The sequence below is a fragment of the Leclercia sp. LTM14 genome, from assembly GCF_023736175.1.
Classification (GTDB): Bacteria; Pseudomonadota; Gammaproteobacteria; order Enterobacterales; family Enterobacteriaceae; genus Enterobacter; species Enterobacter barmai.
In genome coordinates, this window is the sequence record NZ_JAIKTT010000008.1 from 144929 (window position 1) to 168871 (window position 23943).

At 54.0% G+C, this 23943-nt stretch carries 26 protein-coding genes and 1 tRNA gene; 11 read left to right on the forward strand and 16 right to left on the reverse strand.

Annotated elements, in window-relative coordinates; genetic code table 11:
* Positions 1–4: 4 nt before the first annotated feature.
* Both K5I40_RS16485 and yjdI read right to left on the reverse strand, forming a co-directional pair.
* Positions 5–277, reverse strand: a complete 273-nt coding sequence (locus K5I40_RS16485) for a GNAT family N-acetyltransferase (RefSeq protein ID WP_039029866.1) — start codon at positions 275–277, stop codon at positions 5–7.
* Between the two features lie 10 nt (positions 278–287).
* Positions 288–518, reverse strand: a complete 231-nt coding sequence (yjdI, locus tag K5I40_RS16490; protein WP_138370514.1) for a 4Fe-4S mono-cluster protein YjdI — start codon at positions 516–518, stop codon at positions 288–290.
* 477 nt (positions 519–995) lie between these two features.
* Between yjdI and K5I40_RS16495 the strand changes: the two genes are divergently transcribed.
* Positions 996–1139 (forward strand): hypothetical protein, encoded by a 144-nt coding sequence (locus K5I40_RS16495; RefSeq protein WP_251931024.1) that lies wholly within the window; start codon positions 996–998, stop codon positions 1137–1139.
* Positions 1140–1206: 67 nt separating this feature from the next.
* On the opposite strand, the gene K5I40_RS16500 is transcribed toward K5I40_RS16495, so the two are convergent.
* Both K5I40_RS16500 and K5I40_RS16505 read right to left on the reverse strand, forming a co-directional pair.
* Positions 1207–1824: an outer membrane beta-barrel protein gene (locus tag K5I40_RS16500; protein WP_039029863.1), complete on the reverse strand. Its 618-nt coding sequence runs from the start codon at positions 1822–1824 to the stop codon at positions 1207–1209.
* 115 nt (positions 1825–1939) lie between these two features.
* Positions 1940–2569: a helix-turn-helix domain-containing protein gene (locus tag K5I40_RS16505; RefSeq protein WP_039029862.1), complete on the reverse strand. Its 630-nt coding sequence runs from the start codon at positions 2567–2569 to the stop codon at positions 1940–1942.
* Between the two features lie 594 nt (positions 2570–3163).
* Here K5I40_RS16505 and K5I40_RS16510 point away from each other — a divergent pair.
* The 5 genes from K5I40_RS16510 (at position 3164) to K5I40_RS16530 (ending at position 9159) form a co-directional block, all read left to right on the forward strand.
* Entirely contained in the window at positions 3164–3721 is a 558-nt protein-coding gene (locus K5I40_RS16510; RefSeq protein ID WP_223075440.1) for a fimbrial protein, read from the forward strand.
* 80 nt (positions 3722–3801) lie between these two features.
* Positions 3802–4506 (forward strand): molecular chaperone, encoded by a 705-nt coding sequence (locus K5I40_RS16515; protein ID WP_223075441.1) that lies wholly within the window; start codon positions 3802–3804, stop codon positions 4504–4506.
* 52 nt (positions 4507–4558) lie between these two features.
* Entirely contained in the window at positions 4559–7078 is a 2520-nt protein-coding gene (locus K5I40_RS16520; RefSeq protein ID WP_375540653.1) for a fimbria/pilus outer membrane usher protein, read from the forward strand.
* A gap of 78 nt (positions 7079–7156) precedes the next feature.
* On the forward strand, positions 7157–8437 hold the full coding sequence (locus K5I40_RS16525) for a fimbrial protein (protein WP_251929625.1): 1281 nt from the start codon (positions 7157–7159) through the stop codon (positions 8435–8437).
* Complete coding sequence (locus tag K5I40_RS16530) at positions 8434–9159, forward strand: molecular chaperone (protein ID WP_223075444.1); 726 nt, start codon at positions 8434–8436, stop codon at positions 9157–9159. The genes K5I40_RS16525 and K5I40_RS16530 overlap by 4 nt, the downstream gene beginning before the upstream one ends.
* A gap of 43 nt (positions 9160–9202) precedes the next feature.
* On the opposite strand, the gene K5I40_RS16535 is transcribed toward K5I40_RS16530, so the two are convergent.
* Both K5I40_RS16535 and actS read right to left on the reverse strand, forming a co-directional pair.
* Positions 9203–9276: transfer RNA gene (locus tag K5I40_RS16535), tRNA-Gly, on the reverse strand.
* An 80-nt stretch (positions 9277–9356) separates the two neighbouring features.
* Complete coding sequence (gene actS, locus K5I40_RS16540; RefSeq protein ID WP_223075445.1) at positions 9357–10091, reverse strand: amidase activator ActS; 735 nt, start codon at positions 10089–10091, stop codon at positions 9357–9359.
* Positions 10092–10272: 181 nt separating this feature from the next.
* Between actS and idi the strand changes: the two genes are divergently transcribed.
* Positions 10273–10824, forward strand: coding sequence for an isopentenyl-diphosphate Delta-isomerase (gene idi, locus K5I40_RS16545; RefSeq protein ID WP_223075446.1), 552 nt, complete (start codon positions 10273–10275; stop codon positions 10822–10824).
* A gap of 46 nt (positions 10825–10870) precedes the next feature.
* On the opposite strand, the gene lysS is transcribed toward idi, so the two are convergent.
* The 5 genes from lysS to xerD all read right to left on the reverse strand — a co-directional run bounded on the left by lysS (position 10871) and on the right by xerD (position 16991).
* Positions 10871–12388, reverse strand: coding sequence for a lysine--tRNA ligase (gene lysS, locus K5I40_RS16550; RefSeq protein WP_039029841.1), 1518 nt, complete (start codon positions 12386–12388; stop codon positions 10871–10873).
* Positions 12389–12397: 9 nt separating this feature from the next.
* Positions 12398–13496, reverse strand: a protein-coding gene (prfB, locus tag K5I40_RS16555; RefSeq protein WP_138370509.1) for a peptide chain release factor 2 whose coding sequence is annotated in 2 segments (ribosomal slippage) — positions 12398–13420 and positions 13422–13496 — 1098 coding nt in all. Because the reading frame shifts where the segments join, the coding sequence is not laid out codon by codon here.
* A gap of 90 nt (positions 13497–13586) precedes the next feature.
* The gene (gene recJ, locus K5I40_RS16560; protein ID WP_039029839.1) at positions 13587–15320 is read right to left on the reverse strand and encodes a single-stranded-DNA-specific exonuclease RecJ; all 1734 of its coding nucleotides are present in this window, start codon (positions 15318–15320) and stop codon (positions 13587–13589) included.
* Between the two features lie 5 nt (positions 15321–15325).
* Positions 15326–16039, reverse strand: a complete 714-nt coding sequence (dsbC, locus tag K5I40_RS16565) for a bifunctional protein-disulfide isomerase/oxidoreductase DsbC (protein ID WP_039029838.1) — start codon at positions 16037–16039, stop codon at positions 15326–15328.
* A 25-nt stretch (positions 16040–16064) separates the two neighbouring features.
* Entirely contained in the window at positions 16065–16991 is a 927-nt protein-coding gene (xerD, locus tag K5I40_RS16570; protein ID WP_255589036.1) for a site-specific tyrosine recombinase XerD, read from the reverse strand.
* A 70-nt stretch (positions 16992–17061) separates the two neighbouring features.
* Here xerD and fldB point away from each other — a divergent pair, with 70 nt between their 5' ends.
* On the forward strand, positions 17062–17583 hold the full coding sequence (gene fldB, locus K5I40_RS16575) for a flavodoxin FldB (RefSeq protein ID WP_039029836.1): 522 nt from the start codon (positions 17062–17064) through the stop codon (positions 17581–17583).
* A gap of 4 nt (positions 17584–17587) precedes the next feature.
* Here fldB and K5I40_RS16580 read toward each other — a convergent pair whose 3' ends face one another.
* Both K5I40_RS16580 and sdhE read right to left on the reverse strand, forming a co-directional pair.
* Entirely contained in the window at positions 17588–18001 is a 414-nt protein-coding gene (locus tag K5I40_RS16580) for a protein YgfX (protein ID WP_138370507.1), read from the reverse strand.
* Positions 17982–18248 carry an FAD assembly factor SdhE gene (sdhE, locus tag K5I40_RS16585; protein WP_039029834.1) on the reverse strand — a complete coding sequence of 89 codons (267 nt, stop codon included), beginning with the start codon at positions 18246–18248 and terminating at the stop codon, positions 17982–17984. Before sdhE ends, K5I40_RS16580 begins: the two co-directional genes overlap by 20 nt.
* A gap of 303 nt (positions 18249–18551) precedes the next feature.
* On the opposite strand from sdhE, the gene ygfZ reads away from it, so the two are divergent.
* Positions 18552–19532 carry a tRNA-modifying protein YgfZ gene (gene ygfZ / locus K5I40_RS16590; protein ID WP_039029833.1) on the forward strand — a complete coding sequence of 327 codons (981 nt, stop codon included), beginning with the start codon at positions 18552–18554 and terminating at the stop codon, positions 19530–19532.
* An 89-nt stretch (positions 19533–19621) separates the two neighbouring features.
* Here ygfZ and K5I40_RS16595 read toward each other — a convergent pair whose 3' ends face one another.
* The gene (locus K5I40_RS16595; protein WP_039029832.1) at positions 19622–20281 is read right to left on the reverse strand and encodes a hemolysin III family protein; all 660 of its coding nucleotides are present in this window, start codon (positions 20279–20281) and stop codon (positions 19622–19624) included.
* Positions 20282–20446: 165 nt separating this feature from the next.
* A complete protein-coding gene (gene yqfB / locus K5I40_RS16600) occupies positions 20447–20758 on the reverse strand; it encodes a N(4)-acetylcytidine aminohydrolase (protein ID WP_039029831.1) in 312 nt (103 codons plus the stop codon).
* A 52-nt stretch (positions 20759–20810) separates the two neighbouring features.
* Here yqfB and K5I40_RS16605 point away from each other — a divergent pair, with 52 nt between their 5' ends.
* Both K5I40_RS16605 and bglA read left to right on the forward strand, forming a co-directional pair.
* Complete coding sequence (locus K5I40_RS16605) at positions 20811–21542, forward strand: MurR/RpiR family transcriptional regulator (protein ID WP_039029830.1); 732 nt, start codon at positions 20811–20813, stop codon at positions 21540–21542.
* Positions 21543–21656: 114 nt separating this feature from the next.
* Positions 21657–23090 (forward strand): 6-phospho-beta-glucosidase BglA, encoded by a 1434-nt coding sequence (bglA, locus tag K5I40_RS16610; RefSeq protein WP_223075447.1) that lies wholly within the window; start codon positions 21657–21659, stop codon positions 23088–23090.
* A 77-nt stretch (positions 23091–23167) separates the two neighbouring features.
* On the opposite strand, the gene K5I40_RS16615 is transcribed toward bglA, so the two are convergent.
* Positions 23168–23911 (reverse strand): SDR family oxidoreductase, encoded by a 744-nt coding sequence (locus K5I40_RS16615; protein WP_039029828.1) that lies wholly within the window; start codon positions 23909–23911, stop codon positions 23168–23170.
* Positions 23912–23943 lie beyond the last annotated feature (32 nt).

A 23943-nucleotide genomic window follows, 5' to 3' on the forward strand; every position in this document is an offset into this window, starting at 1 on the left:
AGAATCAGGCGCGGATATCGTCGTATTCGCGGGTGTTATCAAATTCATGTTTGGCGAACGGGCACAGGGGAATGATTTTGCGGTTTTCAGCGCGCATCTTTTCCACGACCTTCGCCACCAGCTGTTTGCCCACGCCCTGCCCTTTCAGGCTGGGATCGACATCCGTATGCTCGATAATGCTGAGATGCTCGCCGGTAGGAACAAAAACGATCTCCGCGACCTGATTGCCCTCGGCATCGTTCACATAAAACTTGTTGTGGCCTTCCTGAATTTCCATGGTTTCTCGCTTATTTGTGGCGGTATTTGAGTGCGCCGCTTGGGCAGGAGTCGATCACACGCACAACCGTATCCACATCCACTTCATCGGGGATGATCCACGGCTTACGTTTCAGGTTGAAGAGCTTAGCGCTGCCGCGCACGCAGTTTCCCGAGTGCTGACAGATACCGGTGTTGAAGTAGACGTCAATTTTCTCACCGGTATAGGCCCGGTATCCCGCCTCCAGCAGTTCATTATCCATGACATTGCCTCTGTAGTTATTATGGGGTCCGGGAACAAGCATAGCGCGATATTATCATTCAACCTACTGAGACAACGCTAATTTTAAAACCTTATGACCGGAGCTCATGATGTGAACTCGACTGGCAAGCATTCGTAATATTTAAAAATAAACAACATTACTCTGCAATCTGCCTATCCAGACGGGATAATTAACGCTGTTTTTCAGCAATACAGGTCAGATAATGAGAACCATACCATCATTTATACTGATATTCAGTATGATTTCAGTCAGCGGTTGTAGCACGCCAAAACCAGACAAAGTAGAGCAGATTAATCGAATGCACATTCCTTTAGTGCTTCCTGGTGCAAAAACGCAACCTGTCCCGACATCACATATCGCCTCGCTGTACAATACCAATAAACAGGATATTGCTACGCTTACCGATACGATAAAAAACAATATTTACAGGATGTAAAACAGAAAGAGATATTCGAAATGGATAGCGATGTGCAGCCAGTCTACACATCCCTTTCCAGATTAGAAGCATTAGCCATGATGAATCAGCAATACCTTAAAGAAAATAATGAAACAGGGTTGGAGCAGATTCAGATCGTGCTAAAACCGGTTCTGGCAGGCTAATCCCCAATATAAAAAAACCCGGCAGGTAAGTGCCGGGCTTGTACGCAGAGTCATGGCTAGAGGTGCGTCAATCGTTCTGGCCAAAACGATAACTCAGCCCGGCCGTAACCGTACTAACGTCAGCGCTTACCCCAATCTGATTGGCATTACCTACGTTGCTTACCCATTGATATTCAAGGCGTCCTGCCCAGTTTTTGTTGAAGGCATACTCGGTGCCCACAGCAGCCAGCGGACGAACGCCGGTTTCAAAGCGATTATGACCGCTTACATCAGATTCCGCCCGGTATCCCATTGCCCCGGCCCGGCCATACAGGTCCCACTCTGGCGTGATGGCATAGCTCGCTTTCAGGGACATCTGGATCCCCTGACTTTTCAGTGTGGCTCCGGCGCCGCTGTGATGACCTTTAATCTGCATGTTACCTAAATAGTCGTAGCCACCTTCGACAGCCAGCCACGAGTTAATCTGGTAACCGGTGTAAATTCCACCACCTACGTTGTCATGGTCTACGTCAAAATGGTTTGAGCCACTATTATTATCCAGCGCTTTGCTACCTGTACTGGCATCGAAATAGTGTGACCAACCGAACTTTCCACCACTGTACCAGGTTCCGGCATCGCCCGCGGCAAACGCTGCGGTAGTCGTGAAAGCACTTACGATAATTAAAGCAACAACGGTCTTTTTCATAACAATCTCGTTTAAACTTACTGGAGGTAAATTTCGTTATTTATTTCAGTAGGCAAACGATATACAAAAACCGCTGTCAGGTTAATTATCATTCTGTTTAAAATTAAATTTTCAATCAAAAATTTTCGGGTAACGCCTTTATTTCCAGCAGATAACCGCCACGTTTGAAGGCAATATAGCCCTCTTTTTTCAACGCGGAGATCACATTCAATACACTGCTGCGCGAAAGTAGCGTTCTGTCCTGAATATAATCCAGAATTGATGTTCGCATGCGCGTCTGTTCCGGCAGTGTTATCATCTCCAGCAGATGGTTACGTATTACCGAATAGGTTCGTTGTTGCACGACTAATGCATCACGATAAAACAGATAAGCGGTATGGTACGAGAGCACCGCGGCAACGTCCTCCCACAGCCCCTGCTGGCAGATGATCTCAGCCGCCAGTTTTGCATCAATCCGTAACATTGTTGATTCAGATTCGGTACGCAAAATATGGCCTTTCGTCGGCTGGATCATCTCTGCAATGCCAAAAAGATGCGCTTCATACACGGTGACAATCAGCAGCCCATCGGAGGCACGCAGTATGGAGAGCTCCCCCTCAAGAAAAAAGTAGAGCTGGGGACGGCCTTTGTAGTTCCAGGTCATTCTTTTGCGCGGGATGACCTGGATTTTATCAGCAATGGGCTCAAGCGCCGCCAACAAACGCTGCATGGAATTTTCGGGACGTATGGGTGACATAAGATGCATAGTATTACCTGATAGCTTTGCATCACAGCCAGATTAGCTCCTGGAGCAAACCTGTAAGTTGCGCGGTGCGGCCTGATTCGCCTCTGCAGCACCCTGACTTTGATGCAGATTTAAAACACTTTCCGATATTCAGATATAGCAATATCTCTACGGCGGGTAAAATTTATGTTGTTTATTTTTAAATTTTTTACAATGAGCAAGGTCGGGAGGTGGGGAGCTTGTTCGAAGATTGTAAACTGTTGGTAAGCATATATCAGGTGGCAAAACGCTGGAGTAGATTCGATAATCTGGACAATAAAACCCACCATTTCAGTTGCGCATAATTAATTTCTGCTTTATTAACGGCATCTGGCACTTACATTAACTCTCGCTCCCTGTCAAAACTTATCCATTCAATTGCTAATATTTCCTGACCATTATTATCCTGGACCGGGCGTTGTTGGCAACTCACCTTGTTTTATAATTCCCCTATCCCTTATAAATCGCTTAACAGGTAAGGCCGTTATCGCAGAGATATAAAGGTTTAATTTTAAAGCAGCTCCCCTCATAGAGATGAGGTTATTAGTTCATTAATTTATTATATAAGGATATAAAATGATTAGTCAGTTGAAAAAAGTAGCACTGTTCGTCGCTGTGGGTGTTTTACCTTGTGCTGCTTTTGCAGCGCCTACAGTTACTTTCCAGGGCGAAGTCACCAATCAGACTTGCTCGGTCAACATTAATGGTCAGACAAACTCTGTCGTGATGTTGCCAACGGTCTCGACTTCTGATTTTGGTACAACGCTGGCAAATGGACAAAAAGCAGGCCTTACTCCATTCACTGTTTCCGTTAGTGGATGTACTGCACCGGCAGCCGATCTAAATATTAGTACGAAATTCCTGGGATATGATGTTGATGCATCTTCAGGGGTACTGGGTAACCGTGCGACAGACAATGCAGCTGTCGGTTACGGCATTCAGTTAACAGGCTCCAGCGATGGAACTAACCCTGTAGTGCTTTCCGGCCCAACCAATGTTAGCGGTCTGGTTCTGAAAGCAACTGAAACATCTGCAAGCCATGATTTTGGTGCGCAATATTATGTGGTCGATGCCACTAAAGCTCAACCAGGTAAAATTACTGCAGTTGCAGAATATACCCTGAGTTATTTTTGATCGTTCGATACTGGCTGGAGGGCGACTTCCAGCCAGATTTTCACTTCAGACTAAACTTTATTTTATACGGGGAGCGTAACATGCGCACTTATTCAACACTGCTCGTTACGCTTTCTTTGATTATAAGTCAGAGCGCTTTCGCCAGCGTGGTAATGACCGGTACGCGAATTATCTACCCGGCTCAGACGAGAGAAAAATCCGTTCAGTTAAGAAATATGGATAATCAACCTTATATTGTCCAGGTTGAGACGGATAAAGGGCAGAAAAATAGCGCTACAGAGGATGGCGATTTTGTTGTTACGCCACAGATTTTCCGCATGGAACCCAATGCCGGGCAATCTGTTCGCCTGATGTACGCGGGTAAGAATTTGCCTCAGGATCGTGAGGCGGTTTTTTATATGAATTTTACCCAGTTACCCGCCACTAAAACAGCCAGTCAAAGCGCTAATCAACTGGTATTGTCCATCACAAACCGCGTGAAAATATTTTATCGCCCTCAGGGGATCGCTGGCCGCCAGGAAGATACCGCGAAAAACCTCACCTTCAGGCTGGACGGTAAAAATATTCAGGTGACAAACCCCGGCGGTTATTATGCCGTCGTACGCCGGGCCAGCTTATTTATTCAAGGGCGGGAAGTGCGTCTGGCAGACACAAAAATGGTCGCCCCAAAATCCTCAAGTGAATGGACGCCTTCCGTACCCGTTAAAAATCTGAAGGGTGCACGTTTAAAACTGACGTTAGTGAATGATTACGGAATGGATACCGTCAGTGAACGAACGCTATAAGCGCTGATCGTAACGCAATAATAAGCACAGGCGGCTAACTCAAGTGAAATACATTGTTATTTTATGTTTTGTTTTTGCTTCTGTCCCTGTGGCGCTGGCGGCTAATGGCACCAATGATTCATCGTCCGCTGCTACCACAGCGGACGATTATACTTTTGAACCAGCTTTATTTCGCGGTGGGAAATTTAGTCAATCGACTCTGGAGCAATTTAACCGAAAAGACAGTATTGCCGCAGGCATCTACAAAGTAGATGTCTATGTAAACACCCGATTTATCGACACCATGAGCGTCGAATTTGTTAACGATGCAGACAATAGCGTCGCCCTCTGCCTGTCACCGGAACTTTTCAAAAACGCCGGAATTAAATTTGATCCGCAGGCATCCGCGCACGCCAAAACCGATAAGGGCTGTTTTTTATTCAGCCAGGCGGTGAAAGGCAGCAGTGTCGATATGAATATGGCCGAGCTGCGCCTGAATCTTAGCGTGCCGCAAACGGATATGAGCAACGATGCGCGTGGCTATGTTAACCCTGACGATTTAGACGTCGGCAGTGCGATGGGGTTTGTCAATTACATCAGTAACTACTACCACGTCTCCTATTCCGGGGAGAACACCAACGATCAGGATTCCGCGTGGTTATCCCTGAACGGCGGGCTTAATCTCGGCAAATGGCAGTACCGACAAATATCCAACCTGAACTGGAGCCGGGATAGCGGCAGCGACTGGCAAAACATTCGTCGCTATCTGCAAAGACCGCTGCCGAAGATCGGCAGCCAGATGATGATGGGCCAGCTCGTGACGTCAGGGCGCTTTTTCTCCGGTATGAATTACAAAGGCGTCAGCCTGGCGAGCGACGATCGCATGCTGCCTGATTCCATGCGAGGCTATGCACCGGTGATCCGCGGCGTCGCATCCAGCAACGCTAAAGTATCGGTGCGTCAGAATGGCCAGGAAATTTACCAGACCACGGTCGCTCCCGGCGCATTTGAAATTACCGACCTCTACCCTACCAGCTATAGCGGCGACCTTGATGTTGAAGTGACCGAGGCTGACGGCTCCGTCAACCGGTTCAGCGTCCCGTTTTCTGCGGTTCCCGAGTCCATGCGCGCGGGCGTTTCTCGCTACAGCGTTGAGATGGGGAAAACGCTCGATAGCGGCGATGAATCGGCTTTTAGCGATCTCACCTGGCAACGTGGTTTAAGTAACAGCGTCACCATGAACAGCGGGCTGCGCCTCGCAGATGCTTATCAGGCCGTGATGCTGGGCGGGGTCTACGGCAGCTGGTTTGGCGCACTGGGGATGGACATGACCTGGTCGCATGCCGAACTCCCGGATACGGGCTATATCAGCGGGGGAATGGCGCATCTCTCCTGGAGCAAAACGTTTCCGGCAACGGACACCACGGTGTCACTTGCTGGCTATCGCTATTCCACCAGCGGCTACCGGGATCTCACTGATGTACTCGGTGTACGCCAGGCCGCGAAAACAGGCGAAAGCTGGGAGTCCACCACCTACAGCCAGCAGTCCCGCTTTGAGCTCTCCCTGAATCAGAACCTTGGGGAGCTCGGGAGCGTGTTCCTGTCAGGCTCAACCCAGGATTATCGCGATGGCCGCAGCCGGGATACGCAGCTGCAGTTTGGTTACAGCAAAAGCTTCATGTACGGGATCGGCGCGAACCTGTCCATCTCCCGTCAGCAGATGGGGGATTATGACGACAGTGGCACCATGGAGACGGTGACATCGCTGTCTGTCTCCATCCCGCTGGGCACTACCGATCCGCGCGCCCCGACCCTGAGTAACTCCTGGACCCACTCCACCAACGGCGGGGATCAGTATCAGAGTTCGGTCTCAGGCATGCTTGATGAGAAACAGACGACCAACTACGGCATCAACGTGAGTCGCGATCAGCAGTACAAGCAGACCGTAATCAGCGGGAACCTGCAGAAGCGCCTGGCCGATACAACAGTAGGGCTGAATGCCGCGCAGGGCCAGGGATACTGGCAGGCGTCCGGCAATGCCCAGGGCGCGATGGCTATCCATTCGGGTGGGATTACATTAGGCCCCTATCTGAGCGATACCTTTGCCCTGGTTGAAGCGAAAGGCGCCGAGGGCGCCCAGGTATACAACTCTCAGCAGGTAACCGTCGACGGCAATGGCTATGCGCTTATCCCTGCCGTCACGCCGTATCGCTACAACCGGATAACGCTCGATCCGCAAAATATGGATGGCGATGCCGAGCTGGTCGATAGCGAAAAACGAATTGCACCGGTTGCAGGGGCGGCCAGCAAAGTGGTGTTCCGCACACGTCGCGGCACGGCGCTGTTGATCAAATCGCGCTTCCCGGACGGGGAAGTTTTGCCTCTTGGGGCCGATGTCCTGGATGACAACGGCAACATTGTCGGCATGACCGGTCAGGGCGGGCAGATCTATGTTCGCAGTGAACAAACCAGTGGGCGGTTTACCGTGCGATGGGGCGAGCAGCCCAGCGAGCGCTGCTACCTGCCCTTTACCATCGCCCACGCCGAAGCCGGGCAGCCCATGGTCAGATTAACGTCAGTATGTTCAGGTTAAGGTTCAGGAAGTGATGATGAAAAAAACAGAGGATTGCTGCTGAAACTCTGCCTCGGCCTTGCGCTGCTCCTGAGTGCCATGCCCGGATGGAGTCGTTGCACTAAGACCACTAAACTGCAAACGGAGGACGGCTATACGGCGATCATTCCGTTCGGAAAAATCAACCTGACGGATACGTATTTCGTTCCGGTAGGCTCCTTACTGGGAAGCGTCGTGGTACCGCCCACAAATTACACCTATGGCGGCTCGACGGGCTCGACGGTGCTCTGGGAGTGTGACGAGGCGGATCTCGCAAACATCTATTTCCTGGTGGCGACCAACGGTGATGACCGGGTGGGCGGCTACTATGACATTGGTACTAATGATGGGCTGACGGACGTCTATGCAACCTGGTTCGCTTACGTTGGATTACGTCAGACCATGGCGGGCATAACGCTAAAACGCACCTGGCAGAAAATGCCCGTTACCTCGTGGGCCACCACCTCAGCAGGGAAAATTCAGATTCGCCTCCAGGATATCCCGCCGCTGCAGGCCGAGCTGTACCGCATTAGCGCCTTACCAGGAACGTCTGCTAAATCAGCCTATTGTGGAAACAATAATACTGATGGTTCTGGTCTGGCCTACGGCAAACCTACCGGCAAGGTATACAGCTGCATACAACCGAACGCCTACATTCAGCTTTCCGGCGATCCCTCTGTTTCATTTGCTTTCGCCCACGATGAGGTCGGGGAAGATAGCTCTACAGATTTTAGTTTCTGGGGAGCGGATAACGGCTTTGGCTATGGGATGCGTACCGGCAGCTCCATTTACAGCAACCCAACCTGCGTGGCCCGCAGTGCGGATCCAATAGTCCTTCTGCCGACAATCTCTACCGCCGAGCTCGAAGCCGGGATGGGGGCAAGCTCGTCGTTTTCGGTGCAGGTTGAGTGCAGTGATTCGGCTAAGTCCGGGGTGGCCGATACGCAGACGGCGATGGGTTTCCAGGTTTCTGAGGATGCCTATGCCGCGGCGCAGTCCCTGGGACTGGTCAACAGTAGCGGCGGCGTGAGCGCACTGGTGTCGGACAACTATAACGACCCGGATATGGCGAAAGGGGTGGGTATTACGCTGGCAAACAGTGCTAATCCGGGACAAACCCTTAACTTTGTCGGCCAGCCTGGTATAGCAACGCTTAAGCCGGGCGGAAACAGCGCGGGCTGGTACCCGGTGTTGCAGGGCGCTAAAGCGATGGGCAGCGTCACGAGCGGCTATACCTATTACACCTACTCCTTTATCGCCACGCTGAAAAAACTGAGCGGCAAGGAGATAACGCCAGGTAAGGTGCATGCGACGGCGTATGTGCTGGTGAAAATGCAATGATGAAAAGGTCTGTTCTCTGGCTTCTGTGCCTGCTGATCTCATCCCCGCTGCATGCAGGGATTATGGCTGCCGGCACGCGGGTAATTTATCCGGCGGGCAAGCGGGAGCAATCGCTGATGCTGGTGAATACCAATAAGTATCCGGTGGTCGTGCAGAGCTGGGTGGATGACGGCACAGGCGATCCGGAATCTGCCGCCGCGCCTTTTGTCGCGCTGCCTGCGGTGTTTCGCCTGAAACCGGGAGAGCGTCAGGGGTTACGGCTTATCTACAATCAGGATCCGTTACCTCAGGATCGTGAGTCTGTTTTCTGGATCAACCTCTACGAAATCCCGCCCCTGACGGCAAAAAAGGCTGAAGCTGCACGCCTGACGGTGGCGATGAATACGCAAATGAAGCTGTTCTGGCGCCCAAAAGATCTCACCATGACGCTGGAAGAGGCGGTGAAAAAGCTGGCTTTTCGTCTGGTACCCGATGGCAAAGGCTGGGCGGTTGAGTGCAATAACCCTACACCGCTGAATATCTCGTTTACCTCGCTTGCTCTGTTAAAGGGTACGCATGAACAGAAGGTCACCCAGCAACCCGATATGATGATCAGAACATTCAGCACGCGGCGTTATCCGCTGGATGCGGTTAAGGGCATGCCGGACGGATCGCGACTGCGTGTTCGATATTTAAATGACAGCGGGGTATCGGTAGAAAAAATGGTTTCGCTACAGCAATAGCGTGGGTTAGCTGCGGGATAAGTTCTTACATAGAAAGAGGTTCTGGAGCGGGCGAAGGGAATCGAACCCTCGTATAGAGCTTGGGAAGCTCTCGTTCTACCATTGAACTACGCCCGCTTTGAGGTGCGTAAAGCATTATAGACCTTACGCCCCTTCTGACAAGACTCCCGCGCGCTAACCGGCGATAAAATAACCACTTAGCACTTCGGTTTACCGCCCGGCGCGGGTAGATAGCGTACCGGATCGATAGCCGTCGCCCGATAGCGGATCTGGAAATGCAGCGCCACGGTATTGGATCCGGTGCTGCCCATAGTGGCGATCTTCTGTCCGGCCTTCACGTTTTGCCCGTTATTCACCAGCATGGTGTCGTTATGGGCATAGGCGGTGATGTAATCCTCGCCATGCTTAATCATGATCAGGTTGCCATAACCGCGCAGCTGATTGCCGACGTAAACCACCTTCCCCGCATCGGAGGCATAAACCGGTGCGCCACGGGTGCCCGCGATATCAATGCCTTTGTTTCCCCCTTCCGCGGTGGAGTACGGAAGCACCACTTTACCGCTGGCAGGCCAGACCCAGCAGCGCTGCCCGACAGGCGGCCAGGAGGATTTAGGCACGACGTAAGAAGGCGTGACGGCGGCGGTTTTCCCGCGGCTCTTTGAGGAGGATTTTTTGGCCGTGGTACTGGTGCCGTTAACCTTCAGCTTTTGCCCCACTTCGATGGTGTAAGGCGGAGAAATATTGTTCAGGCGTGCCAGATCCTTCACGCTGGTGCCGGTCGCACGCGAGATGCGGTACAGCGTATCGCCGCGTTTAACGGTATACACACCAGAATCCGATGAGTTACTGCCCGCACATCCCGCCAGCAACAGAGCCAGGATCAGGCAAAACAGAGCAGAAACAGGGTTTTTCGTCAGGCTTCCTGCAAACAAAACAGTTCCTCGTCAACGTGAATGGCCGCGCTATCATAGCAGCCTCACCCCGGATGCCCAAGAGCACCCTATGCGACAAACAGTTTCGTGACGATTACGCTATAATCGCCGCGGCCTGGCCGTGCTGAACTTAGCGGATAACAAGTCAGTATCGCCCGGCGATTTCAGCACGGGAGTGATAATGGGTACACACGAACACGTTATTTTAGTTAACGACCACGGAACGGCTATTGGGACAGCGGAAAAATACGCCGCACACACCTCGCACACCCCTCTTCATCTGGCTTTCTCCTGTTGGCTATTCAACGACAAAGGGGAAACGCTGGTCACGCGTCGCGCCATGAGTAAGAAAGCCTGGCCCGGCATCTGGACCAACTCGGTTTGCGGTCATCCGCAGCAGGGTGAAACCCTGGAGCAGGCGATGATCCGCCGCTGTCGCTATGAAGTCGGCACAGAAATCGCCGGGATCGCACCGGTCGCCCCGGCATTTCGCTACCGCGAAACCGATCCTTCCGGGATTGTCGAAAATGAGATCTGCCCGGTTTTTGCGGCGCGTGCCGTCAGCGATCTGGTGATCAATCGCGACGAGGTGATGGAACATCAGTGGGTAAAACTGGAGGCGCTGCTCGGCGCGCTGGAAGCCACACCCTGGGCGTTCAGCCCGTGGATGGTGATGGAAGCCCGGGCTGCGAGAGAAGCATTACTTCACTTCGCGGCCAACGCGAAGCAATAAAAAAGCCCCGACGCGTAACACGTCGGGGCTTTTTAGCAACAGTGGCTTATTTTACCGGACGCATCGCCGGGAACAGGATCACGTCGCGGATGGTGTGGCTGTTGGTGAACAGCATCACCATACGGTCAATACCAATACCCAGGCCCGCTGTTGGCGGCAGGCCGTGTTCCAGCGCGGTCACGTAGTCTTCGTCGAAGAACATCGCTTCGTCGTCGCCCGCCGCTTTCGCATCAACCTGATCCTGGAAGCGCTGCGCCTGGTCTTCTGCATCGTTCAGCTCGCTAAAGCCGTTGCCGATTTCGCGGCCACCGATGAAGAATTCAAAGCGGTCAGTGATTTCCGGGTTCTCGTCGTTACGACGCGCCAGCGGAGAAACTTCAGCCGGGTATTCGGTGATGAAGGTAGGCTGAATCAGGTGCGCTTCGGCCACTTCTTCGAAGATCTCGGTCACGATACGGCCCAGACCCCAGCTCTTCTCAACTTTGATACCGATGCTCTCAGCGATTGCTTTCGCGGAGTCGAAGTTATCCAGATCCGCCATCTCGGTTTCCGGACGGTATTTCTTGATTGCTTCGCGCATGGTCAGCTTAACGAACGGCTTACCGAAGTCGAACACCTCGTCACCGTATGGCACTTCGGTTTTACCCAGAATGTTCTGCGCCAGGGTACGGAACAGGGATTCGGTCAGCTCGATCAGATCTTTGTAATCCGCGTAGGCCATATAGAGTTCCATCATGGTGAACTCTGGGTTATGACGTACGGAGATACCTTCGTTACGGAAGTTACGGTTGATCTCGAATACACGATCGAAACCACCTACCACCAGACGCTTCAGGTACAGTTCCGGCGCGATACGCAGGTACATGTCCAGGTCCAGGGCATTGTGATGGGTGATGAATGGACGCGCGGACGCACCGCCCGGGATCACCTGCATCATCGGAGTTTCGACTTCCATAAAGTCGCGGCCAACCATGAACTGGCGGATACCGGCCATGATCTGGGAGCGAATTTTAAAGGTGTTGCGGGATTCATCGTTTGAGATGAGATCCAGGTAACGCTGACGATAGCGCGCTTCCTGATCCTGCAGGCCGTGGAATTTGTCCGGCAGCGGGCGCAGGGCTTTGGTCAGCAGACGCAGCTCGGTGCAGTGAATGGACAGCTCGCCGGTTTTGGTTTTGAACAGCTTGCCTTTCGCGCCCAGGATATCGCCCAGGTCCCACTTTTTGAACTGCTCGTTGTAGATGCCTTCTGGCAGATCGTCGCGAGAAACATACAGCTGAATGCGGCCGCCAACGTCCTGTAGCGTAATGAAGGACGCTTTACCCATAATACGACGGGTCATCATGCGGCCTGCAACGGCGACTTCAACGTTCAGCGCTTCCAGCTCTTCGTTCTCTTTATCGTCGAAGTCAGCGTGCAGTTGGTCTGAGGTGCGATCGCGACGAAAATCGTTCGGGAACGGCACGCCCTGCTCGCGCAGTGCAGCCAGCTTCTCGCGGCGGGTTTTCAGTTCATTGTTAAGATCGGCTACCGCGTCAGCGCCCTGTGCGTTTTGTTCAGACATGTTGGTTCCTCATAACCCTGCTTTCAAACTTGCTTCGATAAATTGGTCCAGGCTGCCGTCCAGCACCGCCTGCGTGTTACGGGTTTCGACACCGGTACGCAGGTCTTTGATGCGGGAGTCATCAAGGACGTAAGAACGGATCTGGCTGCCCCAGCCGATGTCAGATTTGTTATCTTCCATCGCCTGTTTCTCAGCATTTTTCTTTTGCATCTCCAGCTCATAAAGCTTCGCTTTCATCTGCTTCATGGCCTGGTCTTTGTTTTTATGCTGCGAACGGTCGTTCTGGCACTGCGTTACCAGCCCGGTAGGAATGTGGGTAATACGCACCGCAGATTCCGTACGGTTAACGTGCTGACCACCCGCACCGGAAGCACGGTAAACGTCGATACGCAGATCTGCCGGGTTGATTTCGATGTCGATATCGTCGTCCACTTCCGGATAGACAAACGCGGAACTGAACGAGGTATGACGGCGACCGCCGGAGTCAAACGGGCTCTTACGCACCAGGCGGTGAACGCCGGTTTCAGTACGCAGCCAGCCGTAAGCGTAATCGCCAATAATCTTGATGGTGACAGATTTCAGGCCTGCCACTTCGCCTTCAGACTCTTCGATGATCTCAGTCTTGAAGCCGCGGGCTTCAGCCCAGCGCAGATACATACGGGTCAGCATGCTGGCCCAGTCCTGTGCTTCTGTACCGCCGGAACCGGCCTGGATATCCAGGTAGCAGTCGGCGCTGTCGTACTCGCCGGAGAACATACGACGGAATTCCAGCTGCGCCAGCTTCTCTTCCAGCACGTCGAGCTCTGCGACGGCTTCGTTGAAGGTCTCTTCGTCGTCGGCCTCAACGGCCAGCTCCAGCAGCCCGGAAACGTCATCCAGACCCTGCGCCATTTGATCCAGCGTATCTACGATAGCTTCGAGAGAGGAACGCTCTTTACCCAGCGCCTGTGCGCGTTCAGGTTCGTTCCAGACGTCCGGCTGTTCCAGCTCGGCGTTTACTTCTTCAAGACGCTCTTTCTTGGCATCGTAGTCAAAGATACCCCCTAAGAACGTCAGAGCGCTCTGTGAGGTCCTGAATGCGGTTTTTTACCGGATTAATTTCAAACATGGTCTGTTTTCTTTTATGGACGAGTCAAAATGCGGTGTAAGGGCGGAATTGTACCGGATTCACGCCCTGTTTTATAGCGGAATAGTGATGCTAAAGTGGCCAGATATGGTCGATGATGATTTGCAGGGTGCGGTTGCCGCGAAACTCGTTGATATCGAGTTTATAGGCCAGTTCGACTTCACGTACGCCGTTGTCCGGCCAGATCGCGGTATCGACGTTAAAGGCGATGCCGTCCAGCAGCGGGCCACCGCCCACCGGTTCTACCATCACCTTCAGATGACGTTCCCCCACCAGACGCTGCTGCAGCAGGCGGAAACGCCCGTCAAACAGCGGCTCAGGGAACATCTGTCCCCACGGACCGGCATCGCGCAGCATCTGCGCCACCTCCATGGACATTTCAGCCGGGGCTAACGGGCCATCGGTAACCACTTCACCCTGTAACAGGGCAGGATCCAGCCAGTCGGTAACCAGTTCGCTGAACAGACGCTGGAACTGGTCGAATTTCGCCTCCTCCAGCGACAGTCCCGCCGCCATAGCATGGCCGCCAAATTTGAGCATCAGCCCTGGATGCAGCGTATCAAGACGCTCCAGCGCATCGCGCATGTGCAGCCCCTGAATGGATCGACCAGATCCTTTCAGCGTGCCGTCTCCGGCCGGAGCAAAGGCGATCACTGGACGGTGGAAACGCTCTTTGATGCGCGAGGCCAGAATCCCCACCACGCCCTGATGCCACTCGGGATGATACATCGCCAGCCCGCCGGGCAGCGTATCGCCGCTGCGCTCCAGCTTTTCGCACAGGGTCAGGGCTTCGGCCTGCATCCCCTGCTCGATCTCTTTGCGGGTCTGGTTCAGGGCATCCAGCTCGTTGGCCAGCACGCGCGCTTCGCCGATGTTGTCGCACAGCAGCAGCGCCACGCCCACCGACATATCATCCAGCCGTCCTGCGGCGTTCAGACGCGGTCCCAGGGCAAAGCCCAGGTCGCTGGCCGCCAGCCGCTGCTGATCCCGGTTGGAGATCTCCAGCAGCGCCTTAATGCCCGGACGGCATTTCCCCGCACGAATGCGGTTTAAGCCCTGCCAGGTCAGAATGCGGTTATTGGCATCCAGAGGCACTACGTCCGCCACGGTACCCAGCGCCACCAGATCGAGGAATTCAGCCAGATTAGGCGCCGCAATGCCCTTCGCCTCAAACCAGCCTTCATCACGCAGCCGTGTACGCAGGGCCAGCATCAGGTAGAACGCGACCCCCACCCCCGCCAGCGATTTCGACGGAAAGTCGCAGTCGCGCAGGTTAGGGTTAATGATTGCTTCCGCCGCCGGCAATGTATCGCCGGGCAGATGGTGATCGGTGACCAGCACCGGGATCCCGAGCGCATGCGCCCGATCGACACCAGCATGGGATGAGATCCCATTGTCCACGGTGAGGATCATTTGTGCGCCGCGGGCATGGGCCTGATCGACCACTTCCGGGCTCAGGCCGTAGCCATCCTCGAAGCGGTTCGGCACCAGGTACGAGACGTTATCGCACCCCATCGCCCGCAGGCTGAGCACGCTCAGCGCGGTACTGGTGGCGCCATCGGCGTCAAAGTCCCCTACCACGATAATGCGCGTCCCTTCCCGCAAGGCGTTGTACAGCAGCTCCGTGGCGCGCTCGACGCCGCTCAGCTGCTGCCAGGAGAGCATGCCCTTTACGCTGCGCTCAAGGTCGTCTGCATTTCGCACGCCACGGCTGGCGTACAGCCGACGCAACAGCGGCGAGAGTTCTGCGGGTAGCGCAGCGCTCTCGTCCACTTCACGACGACGAAGTTGTGTCGAAGATTTCACGCGAATTATTTACCGCCAAACTGTTTCTGGTGCGCGTCGAGGAACTCTTTCATCTCTTTCGGCCCCTGGTAGCCCGGCACGACGTAGCCGTTGCTCAGCACGATTGCTGGCGTACCGGTCACGCCAAACTGCACGCCCAGCGCGTAGTGATTAGCAATGTCGATATCACAGGAGGCAGGCTGAACGCCTTTGCCGCTCATCGCGTCATCAAAGGCTTTGTTGCGATCTTTCGCACACCAGATGGCCTTCATATCCTGCTCAGGCTGGCTCTGCACGCCCGCACGCGGGAAGGCGAGATAACGCACGGTGATCCCCAGCGCGTTGTAATCTTTCATCTCTTCATGCAGCTTGTGGCAGTAGCCGCAGGTGATGTCGGTAAACACGGTAATGACATGTTTTTCCTGCGCCGCTTTGTAGACGATCATCTCTTTTTCCAGCGCGTTCAGGTTTTTCATCAGCATCTGGTTAGTCACGTTGACCGGCTGCGCGCCGCTCACGTCGTACAGCGGCCCCTGGATAAAGTGCTTACCGTCTTCGGTTACATATAGCACGCCGCTGTTGGTCAGCACCGTTTTCATACCGGCTACGGGCGCAGGTTGAATTTCACTACTAGTGACGCCGAGCTTCGCCAGAGACTGTTTGATGGCCGCATCGTCAGCATGCGCCAGACCGGTTAAAGATGCTGCCAGCAGAGAGAACAGCACTAAAGACTTTTTCATATGGGTTCCTGTTACAAGTCATCACTCACGCGCGTGGGTGATGCTGTTGGTGTAGCTGCCGCAGGCGTTCCGTCGCGACATGCGTGTAGATTTGCGTCGTTGAGAGGTCACTGTGACCAAGCAGCATCTGGACCACACGCAGATCGGCGCCATGGTTCAGAAGATGGGTCGCAAAAGCGTGACGCAGAACGTGCGGCGAAAGTTTTTCACTGTCGATACCTGCCAGTGTGGCGTAATGTTTGATGCGATGCCAGAAGGTTTGACGCGTCATTTGCTGCGCACGCTGGCTGGGAAACAGCACGTCAATGGAGACACCGTTCAGCAACCACGGACGGCCATGCTGAAGATAGTTCTCCAGCCAGTAAACCGCCTCTTCGCCCAGCGGCACCAGACGTTCTTTATTGCCTTTACCGATCACCCGCACCACGCCCTGGCGCAGGCTGATATCGCTCATCGTCAGCCCCACCAGTTCAGACACGCGCAATCCTGTAGCGTATAGCACTTCAAGCATCGCTTTATCGCGTAACTCCAGCGGTTGGTCAACCACCGGCGACTGTAATAATCTCTCAACTTGTGCTTCGCTGAGATCTTTTGGCAGACGCTGAGGCAATTTTGGCGACGCCAGCGCCGCGCTGGGATCGTCGGAGCGTAATTTCTCGCGATACAGGTGCTGAAACAGACGCCGCATGGCGCTTAACAGCCGTGCGGAGCTGGTGGCTTTGTATCCCCCCTCCATTCGCTCGGCAAGCAGGGCCTGCAAATCGTCGCTTTGCGCCGTGGCAAGAGAGAGGCCGCGATGGTGTAACCATGCCACCAGCATAGCCAGATCGCGTCGGTAGGCGCTAAGGGTATTCTCGGCAAGATTCTTCTCCAGCCAGAGCGCATCGAGAAACTGTTCGATGAGTGAGAGATCCTTTTCCACGTCCGCCTCTTTCGTTCTGCAATGGGGCATTATGCCTGAATGGGTGTTGTTTCTGGTACACTACTCGCAAAGTCATAGCAAGTATTGAGACATTTTAGCGATGAATATTGGTCTGTTTTATGGTTCCAGCACCTGCTACACCGAGATGGCCGCAGAGAAAATTCGCGACATTATCGGCCCGGAACTGGTCACCCTGCATAACCTTAAAGACGATGCCCCATCGATGATGGAGCAGTATGACGTGCTCATTCTGGGCATCCCGACCTGGGATTTCGGCGAACTGCAGGAAGACTGGGAAGCCATCTGGGATCGGCTCGATTCCCTGCAGCTTGAAGGCAAAATCATCGCGCTGTACGGCATGGGCGATCAGCTGGGCTACGGCGAATGGTTCCTCGACGCGCTGGGTATGCTGCATGACAAGCTGGCACCGAAAGGGGTGACGTTCATCGGTTACTGGCCGACAGAAGGCTATGAATTTACCAGTAAGAAACCGATCATCGCCGACGGCCAGCTGTTTGTCGGACTGGCTCTCGATGAAACCAACCAGTACGACCTCAGTGAAGAGCGCCTGCAGAACTGGTGCGAGCAGATCCTCGGTGAAATGGCGGAGCAGTTCAGTTAAACCGCTATCGCCCCTGCGTCGGCTGCTGTGAAATCATCCGACGCAGATCCCGCCACTCCCCTTCTTCCATACTGTCTGCCGCCAGCCATAAATGATGGCAGCGTTGTCCTGCGCCTTTGCGCAAGCGCAGCATCATGCCGGAATTGAGCATCCACGGCGTGCCGACAATCTCCCATTCGTTGCCCAGCCAGTGCAGCCGGGAATCCATGAACAGTTTGATTTCACCCTGGCGGGCGTTAATGCGCCGCTGGCTGCGTACGCTATCAAACACCACCAGCGACAGCAGTATCAGCCATAACGGGGTGTAGCTCAGCGGCCACGGCATTAGCAGAATGAAGGCCGCGACCAGGCCGTGGAGCAGAAGAGACATCCACTGGGAGCGCCACGAGACGCGTAGATCAGATTGCCACAGGACCACGTTCCCGATTCCGTGTCTGAATTAAAAGCACCATCCGTTGCAGTTCGGTGTCGGCGGGTTCGCCGTGATTCATCAACCAGTTGAATAAGTCAGGATCGTCGTTCTCCAGCAGGCGGATAAAGAGCTGCTTATCCTCATCGCTCAGGCTGTCATATTCGTATTCGAAGAACGGCATGATGGAGATATCGAGTTCGCGCATGCCGCGACGGCATGCCCAGTGAATGCGGGCTTTGTTATTAATGTCCATGTCTGGTTCCTGCATAACGTTGAGTTCAGGCAGTGTTCCGTTCGTACCGGCGGCGAAAGGCGCTCTACCGGGATGAAACGGCCTCTAGTGTAACGTGTTTTTTGCTGTTTCATTACTGGAATATTACGTTCCTGGAGCAGGCTTCCACAAAAAACCACAATAAATAAGCGTGTTCATCTGTTTTGCGTGGCGTTACGCAGAATAGCCTGAGGGCACGAATAGCCTGTTGAAACCGCTTGCAATGGCGACAGTCTCTTTTACCATTAGGCATTATCAAAGCGTTAAGCAATTCAGGACATCAATATGGCATTTACACCGTTTTCTCCGCGCCAGCCTGTCGCCTCTGCGCGTCTGCCGCTGACGCTTATGACCCTTGATGACTGGGCGCTGGCGACCCTCGTCGGCGCAGACAGCGAAAAGTACCTGCAAGGCCAGGTGACCGCTGATGTCAGTCAGCTGACCGAACACCAGCACCTGCTGGCGGCGCACTGCGATCCGAAAGGCAAGATGTGGAGCAACCTGCGTCTGTTCCGCCGTCAGGACGGTTTCGCCCTTATCGAACGCCGCAGCCTGCGCGACGCACAGCTCGCCGAACTGAAAAAGTATGCGGTGTTCTCCAAAGTCACCATTGCCGCCGATGACGAACTGGTGCTGCTGGGTGTGGCGGGCTTCCAGGCGCGCGCTGCGCTGAAAAATCTGTTCAGCGAACTGCCTGATGCAGAAAAACAGGTGACCACCGACGGGGTCACCTCCCTGCTGTGGTTTGAACATCCGGCAGAGCGCTTCTTGTTGGTGACCGATGTCGCCACCGCCGAGCGCGTGACCCAGGCCCTGCGTGGCGAAGCGCAGCTGAATAACAGCCAGCAGTGGCTGTCGCTGAACATTGAAGCGGGCATCCCGGTGATCGACGCCGCCAACAGCGGGCAGTTTATTCCCCAGGCGACCAACCTGCAGGCGCTTGGCGGTATCAGCTTTAAAAAAGGCTGCTACACCGGCCAGGAGATGGTGGCACGCGCGAAGTTCCGCGGCGCCAACAAACGCGCCCTGTGGTATCTGGCGGGTAAAGCCAGCCGCGTACCGGAAGCCGGTGAAGATCTGGAACTGAAAATGGGTGAAAACTGGCGTCGTACCGGCACCGTGCTGGCTGCCGTTCAGCTCGACGATGGTCGCCTGCTGGTTCAGGCCGTGATGAATAACGATATGGAGCCCGACAGCGTGTTCCGCGTGCGCGAGGATGTGAACACTCTGAGCATCGAGCCTTTGCCGTATTCGCTGGAAGAGTAATGCTGTTAGTGCCGGGTAGAGGCTTCGCCTTACCCGGCCTACGGGTTTTGTAGGCCCGTGCAAGCGAAGCGCCGCCGGGCAAAGCGGAATCAAACCTGCCCGACGTACAAATAGATCGCCAGGAAATGGCACACGCTGCCGCCCAGCACAAACCCGTGCCAGATCGCGTGGTTATAGGGGATGCGCTTACAGACGTAAAAAATGACCCCCAGCGAATAGACCACGCCACCCACCGCCAGCAGCGTCACGCCGCCCGCCGCCAGTTTTACTGCCAGCTGATAAACCACTATCAGCGACAGCCAGCCCATCGTCAGGTAAGTCACCAGCGACAGCACCTTAAAGCGGTGCGCGATAGTGAGTTTAAACAGGATCCCCAGCAGGGCCAGGCTCCAGATAACAATCATCAACCCACGCGCCAGCGGCGAATCCAGCCCGACCAGCAAAAATGGCGTATAGGTTCCGGCAATCAGCAGATAGATGGCGCAGTGGTCGAATTTTTTCAGCCAGATCTTGGCCCGCTGATGGGGAATGGCATGGTAAAGGGTGGACGCCAGGAACAGCAGGATCATACTCCCGCCATACAGGCTGTAACTGGTGATCGCCAGCGCGCTGGCATTGGTATCGACGGCCTGAACCAGCAGCAACACCAGCCCGACAATGCCAAACACCAGGCCGACTCCGTGACTAATACTGTTGGCTATTTCCTCAGCCAGCGAATATCCCTGTGTGGTTAATGGTTTGCTAACCATAGATAACTCCGGGAAAACAAAAGTGAATAGTGCATCGCTGACTATGCTAACTGAGAATGATTCCAGTGAACACCTGTTAGCTAAAATAAATATCGCCTAAAACTTTATATATTACAATCATAGGCTTGAGTGATTATTTCAGCTAACGTGTGTTCACATAAAACCTCAAAGACATTTAAAATCAATAACATAAAACTGTTGCTGGTCAGGGTAAATTTCTGTAATCACCCCCTTCAGTTCGTCCAGGGTCATGTTCTCCTGCTGAGCATGATTTTCCGTTAATGTATCAAGGGTTACCGTCGAGGTTGCTGTGACTTCGATGGTGCAAAAATAGCCGTCATCCTCATAGCGACCTACCCGCAGCACGTCGCCCGCGCTGAAATGTGATTCGCTTTCATCGCGAATGGTGATGGTTTTACGTCCGGCCAGAATGTCATCTTGAAAACGCTGAAAAAAAGTAATGTCGTTTGGCTGCATGTTATTATTCCCTGAAGATGAAGTCTGATGAGTGAGTTTAGCCACTGTGAGCATGTTCTCCCATTCCGCCATTGCCAGTCTCAATAATCTGGAGATGATGGTCTACAACACCGTCATCAAAAACCGCGATCGGGTGATGTACATGACCATACGCGAACTGGCGGATGCGGCGGGAGTGTCCACCACCACCGTGCTGCGCTTTTGCCGCAAGCTGAACTGCGATGGCTACTCTGAATTCCGCGTGCGGTTTAAATTATATCTTGAGCAGAACGAACCGCAGCAGGCTAATTTTGGCGCCAGTGAGATTATCAGTTTTTTCAAGAGTGTAAATAACGACGAATTTGACGCGCTATTAAATGAAGCGGTGGAAATTATATTATCCTCCGAGCGTATTATCTTTGTCGGGGCAGGTACGTCCGGCTCGCTGGCGAAATATGGCGCGCGTTTCTTTTCCAATATTGGAAAATTCAGCAACCATATCGACGATCCTTATTTCCCGGTCACTAATGATATGGCGAAAAACGCGCTGGCTATTGTGCTCTCGGTCTCGGGCGAAACCGAAGAGATCCTGCGCTTCGCCAGCCAGTTCAGTCTGCATCACTGCAAGGTGCTCTCTATCACCAGCCACGAGCACTCGCGTCTGGCTAAATTAGCGGATTTCAATCTCTCCTGGCACGTGCCGCAAACGCGTATTGGCGGCGTGTACGATATTACCACCCAAATTCCGGTCGTTTATATTCTCGAATCGCTGGGACGTAAACTGGCGAAGAAATTAACAGAATAAAACACCCTGTTTTTTTGATGTGACAAATTACAATTCCGGCGAATTGTTATATCGTGACTTTTTATTTCCCTTTGTTAGACTCAAAAACAATAGTAATAAATGAGATTAGCAAAGATGAAAAAACTCACCTTACCAAAAGACTTTTTATGGGGCGGCGCGGTTGCGGCGCATCAGGTTGAAGGCGGCTGGAACAAAGGCGGCAAAGGCCCGAGCATTTGTGACGTGCTGACCGGCGGCGCGCACGGCGTACCGCGTGAAATCACCCAGGAAGTGGTTGAGGGTAAATACTACCCGAACCACGAAGCCATCGACTTCCACGGTCACTATAAAGAAGACATCAAGCTGTTTGCCGAGATGGGCTTCAAGTGCTTCCGCACCTCCATCGCATGGACCCGCATCTTCCCGAAAGGTGATGAACCCCAGCCTAACGAAGAGGGGCTGAAGTTCTACGATGACATGTTCGATGAGCTGCTGAAGTACAACATCGAGCCGGTGATCACCCTCTCCCACTTCGAAATGCCGCTGCACCTGGTGCAGGAGTACGGCGGCTGGACCAACCGTAAGGTGGTGGATTTCTTCGTTAACTTCGCCGAAGTGGTGTTTGAGCGCTACAAGAGCAAGGTCAAGTACTGGATGACCTTCAACGAAATCAACAACCAGCGTAACTGGCGCGCGCCGCTGTTCGGCTACTGTTGCTCCGGCGTGGTCTATACCGAGCATCAAAACCCGGAAGAGACCATGTACCAGGTGCTGCATCACCAGTTCGTGGCCAGCGCCCTGGCGGTGAAAGCGGCTCGCCGCATCAACCCGGAGATGAAAGTCGGCTGCATGCTGGCGATGGTGGCGCTCTATCCGTTCTCCTGCAAACCAGAAGACGTGATGTTTGCTCAGGAATCAATGCGCGAGCGTTATGTCTTTACCGACGTGCAGCTGCGCGGTTACTACCCGTCCTACGTGCTGAACGAGTGGGAACGTCGCGGCTTCACCATCAACATGGAAGCGGGCGACGAGCAGATCCTGCGTGAAGGCACCTGTGATTATCTCGGCTTCAGCTATTACATGACCAACGCGGTGAAAGCCGAAGGCGGCACCGGGGATGCGATCTCCGGCTTCGAAGGCAGCGTGCCGAACCCGCACGTTAAAGCGTCTGACTGGGGCTGGCAGATTGACCCGGTGGGCCTGCGTTACGCCCTGTGTGAACTGTATGAACGCTATCAGAAGCCGCTGTTTATCGTGGAAAACGGTTTTGGTGCCTACGATAAAGTGGAAGAAGACGGCAGCATCAACGATGACTACCGCATCGACTACCTGCGCGCGCACGTGGAAGAGATGATAAAAGCGGTCACTTACGACGGCGTGGATCTGATGGGCTACACCCCGTGGGGCTGCATCGACTGCGTATCCTTCACCACCGGCCAGTACAGCAAACGCTACGGCTTTATCTATGTGAACAAGCACGACGACGGCACCGGCGACATGTCCCGTTCACGCAAGAAGAGCTTTAACTGGTACAAAGAAGTGATCGCCAGCAACGGCGAGACGCTTTAAGGTTTTGCCCGGTGGCGCTGCGCTTACCGGGCCTACGATTCAGGTAGGCCGGGTAAGGCGAAGCCGCCACCCGGCATTTATTTCCCGCCCGCTAACTCAATAAAACTCCCCGTCACGTACGAGGCTTTCTCGCTCAGCAGCCAGACAATCGCCTGCGCCACCTCTTCCGGCTGACCGCCGCGCTGCATTGGCAGCATCGACTTCACCCGATCCACGCGCCCGGGTTCACCGCCGGAGGCATGAATTTCGGTATAAATCAGCCCCGGACGTACGCAATTAACCCGGATCCCCTGCGCCGCCACTTCCAGCGACAGCCCGGTCGTGAGGGAGTCCACGGCCCCTTTCGATGCCGCATAATCCACATATTCCCCCGGCGCGCCGAGTCGCGAGGCCGCAGACGACACATTGACGATCGCCCCGCCTTTCCCGCCGTGCTTCAGCGCCATGCGTTTCACCGCTTCACGACAGCAGAGGAAATACCCGGTCACGTTGGTGGCCAGCACGCGGTTAATCCGCTCGGCGGAGAGATTTTCGATGGTGCTCTGCTCGAACAGAATACCGGCGTTGTTGACCAGGGCGGTAAGGGGCTCGCCTTCGCGGTCGAGGCTTTCGAACATGGCCATAACCTGGGCCTCGTCGCTGATGTCCGCGCGCAGGGCAAAGGCCTTGCCGCCCTCTTCGACAATCTGATTGATCACATCGGTGGCGGCTTTGATGTTGTGGTGATAATTCACCGCTACGGTGTAGCCTTCACGTGCCAGTTGAAGCGCCGTCGCTTTGCCGATCCCGCGGCTGGCGCCGGTTACTAATGCTATTGCCATCTACAACCTCCGGATAAAAAAAGCCGGGTGAC

Excerpts from the sequence above, each read along its gene's own strand:
- K5I40_RS16515 (WP_223075441.1), top strand. The coding sequence starts at position 3,802 with ATGCGCACTTATTCAACACTGCTCGTTACGCTTTCTTTGATTATAAGT.
- bglA (WP_223075447.1), top strand. The coding sequence starts at position 21,657 with ATGAAAAAACTCACCTTACCAAAAGACTTTTTATGGGGCGGCGCGGTT.
- K5I40_RS16505 (WP_039029862.1), bottom strand. The coding sequence starts at position 2,569 with ATGCATCTTATGTCACCCATACGTCCCGAAAATTCCATGCAGCGTTTG.
- K5I40_RS16485 (WP_039029866.1), bottom strand. The coding sequence starts at position 277 with ATGGAAATTCAGGAAGGCCACAACAAGTTTTATGTGAACGATGCCGAG.
- K5I40_RS16495 (WP_251931024.1), top strand. The coding sequence starts at position 996 with ATGGATAGCGATGTGCAGCCAGTCTACACATCCCTTTCCAGATTAGAA.
- K5I40_RS16595 (WP_039029832.1), bottom strand. The coding sequence starts at position 20,281 with ATGGTTAGCAAACCATTAACCACACAGGGATATTCGCTGGCTGAGGAA.
- K5I40_RS16605 (WP_039029830.1), top strand. The coding sequence starts at position 20,811 with ATGTTCTCCCATTCCGCCATTGCCAGTCTCAATAATCTGGAGATGATG.
- yqfB (WP_039029831.1), bottom strand. The coding sequence starts at position 20,758 with ATGCAGCCAAACGACATTACTTTTTTTCAGCGTTTTCAAGATGACATT.
- K5I40_RS16500 (WP_039029863.1), bottom strand. The coding sequence starts at position 1,824 with ATGAAAAAGACCGTTGTTGCTTTAATTATCGTAAGTGCTTTCACGACT.
- yjdI (WP_138370514.1), bottom strand. The coding sequence starts at position 518 with ATGGATAATGAACTGCTGGAGGCGGGATACCGGGCCTATACCGGTGAG.
- sdhE (WP_039029834.1), bottom strand. The coding sequence starts at position 18,248 with ATGGACATTAATAACAAAGCCCGCATTCACTGGGCATGCCGTCGCGGC.
- K5I40_RS16525 (WP_251929625.1), top strand. The coding sequence starts at position 7,157 with ATGCCCGGATGGAGTCGTTGCACTAAGACCACTAAACTGCAAACGGAG.
- xerD (WP_255589036.1), bottom strand. The coding sequence starts at position 16,991 with ATGCCCCATTGCAGAACGAAAGAGGCGGACGTGGAAAAGGATCTCTCA.
- idi (WP_223075446.1), top strand. The coding sequence starts at position 10,273 with ATGGGTACACACGAACACGTTATTTTAGTTAACGACCACGGAACGGCT.
- ygfZ (WP_039029833.1), top strand. The coding sequence starts at position 18,552 with ATGGCATTTACACCGTTTTCTCCGCGCCAGCCTGTCGCCTCTGCGCGT.
- K5I40_RS16615 (WP_039029828.1), bottom strand. The coding sequence starts at position 23,911 with ATGGCAATAGCATTAGTAACCGGCGCCAGCCGCGGGATCGGCAAAGCG.
- fldB (WP_039029836.1), top strand. The coding sequence starts at position 17,062 with ATGAATATTGGTCTGTTTTATGGTTCCAGCACCTGCTACACCGAGATG.
- K5I40_RS16510 (WP_223075440.1), top strand. The coding sequence starts at position 3,164 with ATGATTAGTCAGTTGAAAAAAGTAGCACTGTTCGTCGCTGTGGGTGTT.
- lysS (WP_039029841.1), bottom strand. The coding sequence starts at position 12,388 with ATGTCTGAACAAAACGCACAGGGCGCTGACGCGGTAGCCGATCTTAAC.
- dsbC (WP_039029838.1), bottom strand. The coding sequence starts at position 16,039 with ATGAAAAAGTCTTTAGTGCTGTTCTCTCTGCTGGCAGCATCTTTAACC.
- K5I40_RS16530 (WP_223075444.1), top strand. The coding sequence starts at position 8,434 with ATGATGAAAAGGTCTGTTCTCTGGCTTCTGTGCCTGCTGATCTCATCC.